The following is a 9995-nucleotide window of genomic DNA, read 5'->3' as shown; positions in this document are numbered from 1 at the left end:
TACATCATCCGTCATGCCAAACAAAATTTGGCATCAACAAACAGACACGCTATTGAGATCTCAAACAACACGCACACACCGGCGCGACCCAGATCCTGGGCCGTGTCAGGGGCTCGATGCGCCTTCCGTTCTGCGGCCGACGTTCCCGTCGAAGCGGCGCGAGGCTCAACTGTAGTCGAGCACCTGCGCCTTCCGCAAGTCCTCCGAGTGGATCTGCGCCACATCGTGGCACCGTCCCGGATGACTCCTTCCGGCTCGTCCCCGCTCCGTCTTCCCCGGCTCCGTTCCGTCCCTCTCGGGCCGGCCCTTCGTCGGTGTCCTCATTGCGGCGACAAGGAAGACATTAGGCCCCCGGAGAACCGCGGGTCAATCCGGCCCGGAACCCCTCCGCGACCGCTTCGCGGACGTCGCCGTGCAGGTCAGCGCCCTTTGTGACGGATGATGACGGCCGTGTCCCGGGGCGTGTGAGGTGGAGATGGGCCCGGCATCACACCGGCCGCCGGCTCATTCCCCCACGCCCCTGGGAACGACCCAGGCTGCGCCCCCGGGTGCCTCGTCCACAGTGCTCGGACATCCGCCGTGGCGCCTCGCTTTCCCTCCCCCTGGCCGCGCGACCCGGGACGGGGGCCGGCCCGTCCTGGTCGCATGCCACGGTCGGGATATCGCAGCGGCCGCGTGCCGCGGACGGAACAGCTGCGGACGCGTGCCCGAACGGCGAAGGCCGGGGGCCGGAGAAGATTCTCCTGCTCCCGGCCTTCGCCATCGCGACTGCTCGCGGCGAGGTCCGTCGAGTCCTCAGCCTGCGAGGCGGACCATCGCCGCCGCCTTGCGACCGCGCCGCAGCAGGGCGTAGCCACCGGGCAGCGGGCGGACCACCTCACCGATCGGTCGCTCGACCTCCTCACCGGAGATCTTCTCGCCGTTGACGGAGAGCGAGCCCTCCGCTGCCGCGCGGCGCACCTGCGACTTCGAGGTCATGATCCCGACCGCCACGAACCCATCGACCAGCGCGGTGTCGGCCGAGGCGTCCACGGTGGTCAGCTCGCCGGCGATCGCCTCCACCGTCGTCCCGTCGAGCTCGCGCACGTCCCCGCGTCCGAACAGCACGGCCGCGGCGGCATTGGCCTGGCGCGTCGCCTCCGGTCCGTGCACCAGCGTCGTGATGTCGTCGGCCAGGGCCTTCTGCGCCGCCCGACGCTGCGGCGCCTCGAGGGTCTCCTGCTCGAGCGCCTCGATGTCCTCGCGCTCACGGAAGGTGAAGTAGCGCAGGTACTTCACGACGTCGGCGTCGGCCGCGTTCAGCCAGAACTGGTGGAAGGCATACGGGCTGGTGAGCTCCGCGTCGAGCCAGATCGCGCCGCCCTCGCTCTTGCCGAACTTGGTGCCGTCGGCCTTGGTCACCAGGGGTGTGGTCAGCACGTGCACGTCCTCGCCCTCGACCTTATGGATCAGGTCGACGCCGGAGATCAGGTTGCCCCACTGGTCGTTCCCCCCGTACTGCAGGGTCACGCCGTGACGGCGGTAGAGCTCGAGGAAGTCCAGCCCCTGCAGCACCTGGTAGCTGAACTCGGTGTAGCTGATCCCCTCGTCGCTGGAGAGTCTGCGGGCGACGGTCTCCTTCGCGAGCATCGTGCCCATGCGGTAGTGCTTGCCGATGTCCCGCAGGAACTGCAGGGCGCCCATCTGGCCGATCCAGTCCAGGTTGTTGACCATCTGCACCCCGGCCGGCCCCTCGAGGTCCAGGAAGCGGGAGATCTGGTCACGCAGGGTGTCCACCCAGCCGGCGACCACGCCCTCGTCGTTCAGGACGCGTTCGCCGGACATGCGGGGATCGCCGATCAGCCCCGTCGCCCCGCCCACGAGGGCGTAGGGCCGGTGCCCGGCGAGCTGGAAGCGCCGCATGGTGAGCACCTGGGTCAGGTGCCCCACGTGCAGGGACGCCGCCGTCGGGTCGAACCCGCAATACAGGCCGATCGGTCCATCCTCGAGCGCCGCTGCGAGCGCATCGCGCCCGCTGGTCTGCACCACGAGCCCACGCCAGGTGAGCTCGTCCAGGATGGTCTGCATCGATCAGGTCCTCTCGTCCGGGTGATCCGACCCTCCCGTGCGGGAGAGGCGTACGGATCTGAATGCGAGCGTCCGGTCCCGGGCGCCCGCCGTCCATTCTCCCCCAGTCCGGTCGTGCCCCGCGACCGGGTTTCCGCCCACGCGCGGTGATGCCGCGCGTGGGCGTCCGGCTCAGGCCTCCTGGGTGAAGCCGCGCAGCGCCTCGACGGCGCTCCCGAGAGCGTCCTCCTGCTCCGCCACGCGTGCCGGGGCCGTGCCGCCCTTGGCGTCCCGCGAGGCGATCGACCCCTGCACCGTGAGCACCTCGCGCACGGAGGAGTCCAGGTGATCCGAGATGCTCGCGAACTCCTCGTCCGTGAGATCCCACAGCTCCTTGTCCTGCTCCTCGGCCACCTTCACGCAGGCACCGGAGATCTCATGGGCCACCCGGAACGGGACGCCGCGGCGCACCAGGTGGTCGGCGATGTCGGTGGCCAGGGAGAAGCCCTGCGGTGCGAGAGCGGCCATCCGCTCGGTGTGGAACACCAGGGTCGCCATCATCCCGGTGAACGCCGGCAGCACCAGCTCGAGGGAATCGACCTGGTCGAAGACCGGCTCCTTGTCCTCCTGCAGATCACGGTTGTACGCGAGAGGGAGGGCCTTCAGGGTCGCGAGCAGACCCGTGTGGTCGCCGAGGATCCTGCCGGCCTTGCCACGAGCAAGCTCGGCGATGTCCGGGTTCTTCTTCTGCGGCATGATCGACGAGCCCGTCGAGAAGGAGTCGTCGAGCGTGATGAACGAGAACTCCTTGGTGTTCCACACGATGACCTCCTCGGCGAGTCGCGAGAGGTCGATCCCGATCATCGTCAGCACGAAGGAGAACTCGGCGGTCAGGTCCCTCGCCGCGGTGCCGTCGATCGAGTTCCACACCGAGTCCTCGAAGCCGAGGTCCGCGGCGACGGCCTGCGGGTCCAGCCCCAGACTGGATCCGGCCAGAGCCCCCGAGCCGTAGGGCGAGACGGCCGCGCGGGCGTCGAGATCCCGCAGCCGCTCGACGTCCCGCAGCAGTGGCCAGGCATGGGCGAGCAGGTGGTGGCTGAGCAGCACGGGCTGGGCGTGCTGGAGGTGGGTACGGCCCGGCATCGGCGCGCCGTGCACCTCGCGGGCGCGCTCGAGGAGCACCGCGACCAGGTCCAGCACCCGGTCGCCGATGCCCCGTGCGCTGTCGCGGATGAACAGGCGGATCAGCGTCGCGATCTGGTCGTTGCGCGAACGACCCGCACGCAGCTTCCCGCCCAGCTCGCTGCCCGCACGCTCCACGAGACCGCGCTCGAGAGCGGTGTGCACGTCCTCGTCGTCCTCCGCGGCCTGGAAGGCCCCGGAGGCGACGTCGGCCGAGAGCTCGTCGAGGGCCGCGTGCATGCGGGCCAGCTCGTCATCACTCAGCAGACCCGCACGGTGCAGGACCTTCGCGTGCGCCGTCGAGCCCCGCAGGTCGTACTGGGCGAGCTTCCAGTCGAAGTGCGTGGACTTCGAGAGCGCGGCCAGGGCCGCGGCCGGGCCCGAGCCGAAGCGCCCGCCCCAGAGGGCCGCGCTCGCACCCGGCGCGCCGGCGGCTGCCTGCTCGCCGCCCGTCTGCCCGCTCGTCACTTGGAATCCTCGCCGAGCTGCTCGCCGTTGCCGAAGGCCACGTCGCGGGCAGCGGCCTGCTTCGCGGCCAGCCCGTAGATCTCGATGAAGCCCTTGGCCTGCGACTGGTCGAACTGGTCTCCCTCGTCGTAGGTCGCCATCGAGAAGTCGTACAGGGCCGTCTCGGACCGGCGACCGGTGACGGTCGCACGTCCGCCGTGGAGCGTCATCCGGATGTCACCGTTGACGTAGCGCTGGGTGTCGTCGATGAAGGCGTCGAGCGAGCGCTTGAGCGGCGAGAACCACTGGCCGTCGTAGACCATCTCGGTCCAGCGGTCGCTGACCTGGCGCTTGAAGCGGGCCTGTTCGCGCTCGAGAGTGACCCGCTCGAGCTCCTGGTGGGCCGTGATCAGCGCCATCGCCCCGGGTGCCTCGTAGACCTCGCGGGACTTGATGCCCACCAGGCGGTCCTCCACGATGTCGATCCGACCGATCCCCTGGGCCCCGGCCCGGCGGTTGAGCTCCTGGATCGCCTCGAGAGCGCTCACCCGACGACCGTCGATCGCGACCGGCACGCCGTGCTCGAAGGAGATCACGACCTCGTCGGGGACCGGCGGGAAGGCCGGGTCGTCGGTGTAGCTGAAGACGTCCTTGGTGGGCTCGTTCCAGATGTCCTCGAGAAAGCCGGTCTCGATCGCCCGGCCCCACACGTTCTGGTCGATCGAGAACGGGTTGTGCTTGGTCGTCGCGATCGGCAGGTTCTTGCGCTCGGCGTACTCGATCGCGCGGTCGCGGGTCAGGGCCAGGTCGCGCACCGGGGCGATGCACTTGAGCTCGGGGGCCAGCGAGGTGATGGACACCTCGAAGCGCACCTGGTCGTTCCCCTTGCCCGTGCAGCCGTGCGCGACGGTCGAGGCGCCGTACTTCTTGGCGGCCTTCACCAGGTGCTTGGTGATCACCGGACGGGAGATCGCCGAGACGTTCGGGTAGGCGTCCATGTACAGCGAGTTGGCCTTGAGCGCCGGCATGCAGTAGTCGTCGGCGAACTCGTCGCGGGCGTCGGCGACGTAGGCCTCGACGGCGCCGCAGTCCAGGGCGCGCTGGCGGACGACCTCGAGGTCCTCCCCGCCCTGGCCGACGTCGACCGCGCAGGCGATGACCTCGGCGCCGGTGGCGTCGTGGATCCAGCCGATGGCCACGGAGGTGTCGAGGCCGCCGGAGTAGGCGAGGACGATGCGTTCGGTCACGAGTGGTGCTCCTTCGAAGTCGGGTGTCGGTGGGAACCGATGAGGACGCCGGGGGTCATTCTCCCCCGCGTCGTCCGTGGCTCAGGGGGTCGTCCGCGTGGCGTCGGCCCCGGTGTCGTCAGCAGTGGTGTCGCCGGCAGTGGTGTCGCCGGGTGTCGGGTGGTCGGGCTCCTCCGCGCTCCCGCCGGCGGCACGTCGGCCCTCGGCGAGATCGAGCAGGCGGGCGGCCAGCGCCGTCGCGGTCTCGGCATCGCGGGTGACCAGCAGGACCGTGTCGTCGCCCCCGATCGAGCCGACGACGTCGGGCAGGACCGATCGGTCGATCGCCGAGGCGAGGAACTGTGCCGCCCCCGGCGGCGTGCGCAGGACGATGATGTTCCCGGCGACGTCGGCCGAGGCCAGCAGCTCCTCGAGCAGCCTGAGCAGTCGGGCGCCCAGCTGCTCGGTGCTCGAGGTGCGGCGCTGGCCACCGATCTCCCCGCCGTCGGCCGGGACCTGGTAGACCAGTCCGCCGCTGCTCCCGCGCACCTTCTCGGCACGCAGTTCGACGAGGTCGCGCGAGAGCGTGGCCTGGGTGACCTCGATCCCGCAGCCGGCGAGCAGATCCGCGAGCTGCGCCTGGGAGGAGACCTCCCGCGTGGTCAGCAGTTCGACCATGCGCTCCTGGCGGGCGGTCTTGGTCTGGGCGATGGTCCGAGGCTGGTCGTGGGCGTTCATCGCGACTCCCGGATCCGTGCGTGCGGCGCGGTCGCGGCGTCGGGGTGCTCGAGCAGCCACGTCAACAGGGCCTTCTGCGCGTGCAGGCGGTTCTCCGCCTCGTCCCAGACCACCGAGCTCGGGCCGTCGATCACCGCGGCCTCGACCTCCTTGCCCCGGTAGGCGGGCAGGCAGTGCAGGAAGATCCCGCCCGAGCGGGCCATCAGCGACTCCGTCACCGCGAACGGCGCGAAGGTCTCGCCGCCGCGCCCGGACTCGGTCTCCTGCCCCATCGAGACCCAGGTGTCGGTGATGACGGCGTCGGCGGCCTCGACCGCGTGCGCGGGGTCGTCGGTGATGGTCACGCTGCCGCCGGTCTGCTGCGCGATCGCCTCCGCGTCGCGCACCACCGGGGTCGCGGGCAGATGACTGGCCGGCGCCGCGATCCGCACGTCCATCCCGGCGGTCACGCCTCCCAGCAGGTAGGAGTGGGCCATGTTGTTCGAGCCGTCCCCGAGGTAGGCCATCGAACGGCCCTCGAGCGCGCCGTCGCCGGCCGCGAGGCCGCCGGTGTGCTGGGCGATCGTCATCAGGTCCGCGAGGATCTGGCAGGGGTGGAACTCGTCGGTCAGCGCGTTGACGACGGGGACGCTCGCGTACCGGGCCATCTCCTCGATGCGTCCCTGTCCGAAGGTGCGCCACACGATCGCGGAGACCTGCCGGGTGAGGACCCGCGTGGTGTCGGCGATCGACTCGCCGCGCCCCAGCTGGCTGGAGCCGGCGTCCAGCACCAGCGGGTTCCCTCCCAGCTCGGCGATCCCCGTCGCGAAGGAGACGCGGGTGCGGGTGGAGGCCTTGTCGAAGAGCACGGCGACCGTGCGCGGGCCCTCGAGGGGGCGACGTGCGAACCGGTCGTCGGCCAGGGCGAGTGCGAGCTGCAGCACCTGCTTCTGCTCGCGCGGGCTCAGGTCGTCGTCGCGCAGGAAGTGCCGGGGCATCTCAGGACCTCTTTCCGATGGTGTCGGACTCGCAGTTGCCGGGGGTCGCGGCATCCAGCAGCGCCGGCAGCGCGTCGACGAAGGTGTCGATCTGCGCATCGGTCACGATCAGCGGCGGCGCCAGGCGCAGCGTGTGCGGGTTGGCGGCATTGATGATGAAACCGGCCTCGAGCGCTCGGGCCACGACCTGCGGCGCGATCGGCTCTGCCAGGGCGATGCCGCGCAGCAGGCCCGCTCCGCGGATGCCGGTGATGCGGTCGTCGTCCGCGGCGAGCTCGTCGATGCGCCGCGCCAGGTGGTCGCCCCGATCGCGGGCGCTGCCGCGCAGGTCGTCCTCGGCGATGGTGCCGAGCACGGCGAGCGCGACGGAGGCCCCGAGCGGGTTGCCGCCGAAGGTGGTCCCGTGCTGACCGGGCTGCAGGAGGGAGCGCACCTGCTCCCCGTAGGCGATCACCGCGCCGATCGGGAACCCGCCGCCCAGTCCCTTGGCCAGGGTCATCACGTCGGGCTGCAGGTCGTCGAGGCGCTGGTGGGCGAACCATTCCCCGGTGCGGGCGACGCCGGTCTGCACCTCGTCGACGATCAGCAGGGTGCCGTGCTCGGCGGTGAGCCGCCGCGCTGCGCGCAGGTACTCGTCCGGCAGCGGGACGACCCCGGCCTCGCCCTGGATGGGCTCGAGGAACAGGGCGGCGACGTCGCCGGGGGCCAGGGCGGCCTCGAGCGCCTGCACGTCGCCCGGGGGCACGAACTCCACCCCGCCGGGGAGAGGCTCGAAGGGCTCCCGGTAGGACTCCTTGTGGGTGAGGGCGAGGGCTCCCATGGTGCGGCCGTGGAAGGCGTCCTCGAGAGCGAGGATGCGCGGGCGCCCGGTGCGGCGCGCGATCTTGAAGGCGGCCTCGTTGGACTCGGTGCCCGAGCTGGTGAAGAACACGCCCGACCCCGCCGGCGCCTCCGCCAGGCGCAGCAGGGTCTCGGCGAGCTCGATCTGCGGTCCGGTCGCGAAGAAGTTCGAGACGTGGCCGAGGGTCTCGACCTGCTTGGTGAGGGCTGCGACGAACGAGGGGTGGGCGTGGCCCAGCGCGTTGACCGCGATCCCGCCGAGCAGATCGAGGTACTCGTTGCCCTCCGCGTCCCAGACGTGGGCTCCCTCCCCGCGCACCAGGATGCGCTGGGGCGTCCCGAAGACGCCCAGCATCGAGGCGCCGTAGCGGGTCGTGAGGTCCTCCGCTCCCGTCGTCCCCGACGTGGTCGTGATCTGCTCAGACATAGTCGTCCCTCCTCACCATCGTGCCCACGCCCTTCGCGGTGAACACCTCGAGCAGGACCGCGTGGGCGATCCTGCCGTCGGTCATCGCCGCGGTGCGCACGCCTGCGTCCACGGCATCCAGCAGTGACTCGGCCTTGGGGATCATGCCCGCCGTCAGCGAGGGCAGCATCTCCCGCAGATCGCTCGCGGTGATCTCGGGGATCAGCGAGTCGCGGTCCGGCCAGTCGCGGTACAGGCCCTCGACGTCGGTGAGCACCACGAGCTTCTCCGCGTCCAGCCCGGCCGCGAGTGCGGCGGCCGCGAGGTCGGCGTTGATGTTCAGCACCGCCCCCGTGGGGCGGCCGTCCTCGTCGATCTCGGGGGCGATGGAGGAGACCACCGGGATGCGCCCCGCGTCCAGCAGGTCCTGAATGGACTCGGGTCGCACCTGGGTGACGGCGCCGACGTGGCCCAGGTCCATCTCCTCGCCGTCGACGACCGCTCCGCGCCGACGGGCGGCGAACAGCCGGGCGTCCTCCCCGGACATCCCGATCGCGTAAGGGCCGTGCTCGTTGACGAGTCCCACCAGCTCCCGTCCGACCTGGCCGACGAGCACCATGCGCACGATCTCCATCGTCTGCTCGTCGGTGACACGGAGACCGGCACGGAACTCGCTGGTGACGCCGACGCGCTCCAGCATCGTGTTGATCTGGGGCCCGCCGCCGTGGACCACGACGACGTGGATCCCGGCCTGACGCATGAAGACCATGTCGGCCGCGAAGGCGCGACGCAGCTCGTCGTCGATCATCGCGTTGCCGCCGTACTTGACCACGACGATCTTCCCCATGAAGCGCTGCATCCACGGCAGTGCCTCGATGAGGATCTCGGCCTTCGCGCGGGCGTCTGCCTGGGCGGGTGTGAGGTCCGTCAGCGGGTTCTTGGAGGCTGCTGGGGTCATGAGGAGTACGCGCTGTTCTCTTCGACGTAGTCGTGGGTGAGGTCGTTGGTCCAGATGTCGCCCTTGGCCGTGCCCGCGCCGAGGTCGACCTCGATGAGGGTCTCGCGCGGGGTCATGTCGACCGTCGAGCGGTCCTCGTGGGCGCCGCCGTCCCGGCACACCTGGACGCCGTTGACGCGCACGCCCAGGCGGGCGGGGTCGAAGGGTGCGACCGACTCGGGGACGCAGCCGGCGGCGGCGACGATCCGTCCCCAGTTGGGGTCGTTGCCGAAGATCGCCGCCTTCACCAGGTTCGAGCGGGCGATCTCGCGGGCGACGGCGAGCGCGGCGCCCTCGGTGCCGGCCCCGGTGACGACCACGTGCACGTCGTGGCTCGCGCCCTCGGCGTCGGCGACCAGGGAGCGGGCGAGCTCCGAGCTGACCTGGCGCAGTGCGTCGGTGAGCTCCTCGGCGGTGGTCTCGACGCCGCTCGCCCCGGAGGCCAGCAGGATCACGGTGTCGTTGGTGGACATGCAGGCATCGGAATCCACCCGGTCGAACGTCGTGGAGGTGGCGCTGCGTAGCGCCTCGTCGGCCGTGGCCGCATCGACGACCGCATCCGTGGTGAGCACGACGAGCATGGTCGCCAGCTGGGGCGCGAGCATGCCGGCGCCCTTGGCCATCCCGCCGACGCGCGCCCCCGAGGGGGTGGTCGCCGTTGCGGTCTTCTCGACGGTGTCGGTGGTCATGATCGCTCGCGCGGCGTCCGCGCCGGCCGATGCGCCTCCCTCCAGGGCGTCGCGCGCGGTGAGCGCCCCGCCCAGCAGGGCGTCCATCGGGAGCCGCTCGCCGATCAGGCCCGTCGAGCACACCAGCACGTCCTGGGCGGAGAGCTCGAGGAGCGCGCCGACGTGCTCCGCCGTGCGGTGGGTGTCGGCGAAGCCGTCGGGGCCGGTGCAGGCGTTGGCTCCCCCGGAGTTCAGGATCACCGCGCGGGCGCGGCCGTCTGCCACGGCCTGGCGGGACCACTGCACGGGCGCGGCCTGGACCCGGTTGGCGGTGAAGACGGCAGCGGCGACGTCGAGGGGACCGTCGCTGACGACGAGGGCGAGGTCCGCGGCGCCGCTGCTCTTGAGGCCGGCGGCGATCCCGGCGGCGCGGAATCCCTGCGGGAAGGTGATGGACATGGGTTCTCC

Annotated in this window: 8 protein-coding genes; all 8 read right to left on the bottom strand. The window is 71.2% G+C overall.

Annotation, left to right across the window (positions count from 1 at the left end):
• Nucleotides 1-795: 795 nt before the first annotated feature.
• Nucleotides 796-2067, bottom strand: a complete 1272-nt coding sequence (gene tyrS, locus DEO23_RS15180; RefSeq protein ID WP_109276873.1) for a tyrosine--tRNA ligase — start codon at nucleotides 2065-2067, stop codon at nucleotides 796-798.
• A gap of 171 nt (nucleotides 2068-2238) precedes the next feature.
• Nucleotides 2239-3696, bottom strand: coding sequence for an argininosuccinate lyase (argH, locus tag DEO23_RS15175; protein WP_109276872.1), 1458 nt, complete (start codon nucleotides 3694-3696; stop codon nucleotides 2239-2241).
• Nucleotides 3693-4922 carry an argininosuccinate synthase gene (locus DEO23_RS15170; RefSeq protein WP_109276871.1) on the bottom strand — a complete coding sequence of 410 codons (1230 nt, stop codon included), beginning with the start codon at nucleotides 4920-4922 and terminating at the stop codon, nucleotides 3693-3695. Before DEO23_RS15170 ends, argH begins: the two co-directional genes overlap by 4 nt.
• 81 nt (nucleotides 4923-5003) lie before the next feature.
• Complete coding sequence (locus DEO23_RS15165) at nucleotides 5004-5639, bottom strand: arginine repressor (RefSeq protein WP_109276870.1); 636 nt, start codon at nucleotides 5637-5639, stop codon at nucleotides 5004-5006.
• Nucleotides 5636-6616, bottom strand: coding sequence for an ornithine carbamoyltransferase (gene argF / locus DEO23_RS15160; RefSeq protein WP_109276869.1), 981 nt, complete (start codon nucleotides 6614-6616; stop codon nucleotides 5636-5638). Before argF ends, DEO23_RS15165 begins: the two co-directional genes overlap by 4 nt.
• 1 nt (nucleotide 6617) lies before the next feature.
• Entirely contained in the window at nucleotides 6618-7883 is a 1266-nt protein-coding gene (locus DEO23_RS15155; protein ID WP_109276868.1) for an acetylornithine transaminase, read from the bottom strand.
• Nucleotides 7876-8820 (bottom strand): acetylglutamate kinase, encoded by a 945-nt coding sequence (argB, locus tag DEO23_RS15150; protein WP_109276867.1) that lies wholly within the window; start codon nucleotides 8818-8820, stop codon nucleotides 7876-7878. Before argB ends, DEO23_RS15155 begins: the two co-directional genes overlap by 8 nt.
• A complete protein-coding gene (argJ, locus tag DEO23_RS15145; RefSeq protein ID WP_109276866.1) occupies nucleotides 8817-9986 on the bottom strand; it encodes a bifunctional glutamate N-acetyltransferase/amino-acid acetyltransferase ArgJ in 1170 nt (389 codons plus the stop codon). Before argJ ends, argB begins: the two co-directional genes overlap by 4 nt.
• Between the last annotated feature and the right edge of the window lie 9 nt (nucleotides 9987-9995).

Source organism: Brachybacterium endophyticum (genome assembly GCF_003130585.1).
GTDB classification, from domain to species: domain Bacteria; phylum Actinomycetota; class Actinomycetes; order Actinomycetales; family Dermabacteraceae; genus Brachybacterium; species Brachybacterium endophyticum.
The sequence above is the reverse complement of the archived record's forward strand: the minus strand, read 5'-3'. Positions and strand labels throughout refer to the sequence as shown.

Bases quoted from the DNA above. Each gene is read 5' to 3' on its own strand.
- DEO23_RS15155 (WP_109276868.1), bottom strand. From the start codon at position 7,883: ATGTCTGAGCAGATCACGACCACGTCGGGGACGACGGGAGCGGAGGAC.
- tyrS (WP_109276873.1), bottom strand. From the start codon at position 2,067: ATGCAGACCATCCTGGACGAGCTCACCTGGCGTGGGCTCGTGGTGCAG.
- argB (WP_109276867.1), bottom strand. From the start codon at position 8,820: ATGACCCCAGCAGCCTCCAAGAACCCGCTGACGGACCTCACACCCGCC.
- argJ (WP_109276866.1), bottom strand. From the start codon at position 9,986: ATGTCCATCACCTTCCCGCAGGGATTCCGCGCCGCCGGGATCGCCGCC.
- argF (WP_109276869.1), bottom strand. From the start codon at position 6,616: ATGCCCCGGCACTTCCTGCGCGACGACGACCTGAGCCCGCGCGAGCAG.
- DEO23_RS15165 (WP_109276870.1), bottom strand. From the start codon at position 5,639: ATGAACGCCCACGACCAGCCTCGGACCATCGCCCAGACCAAGACCGCC.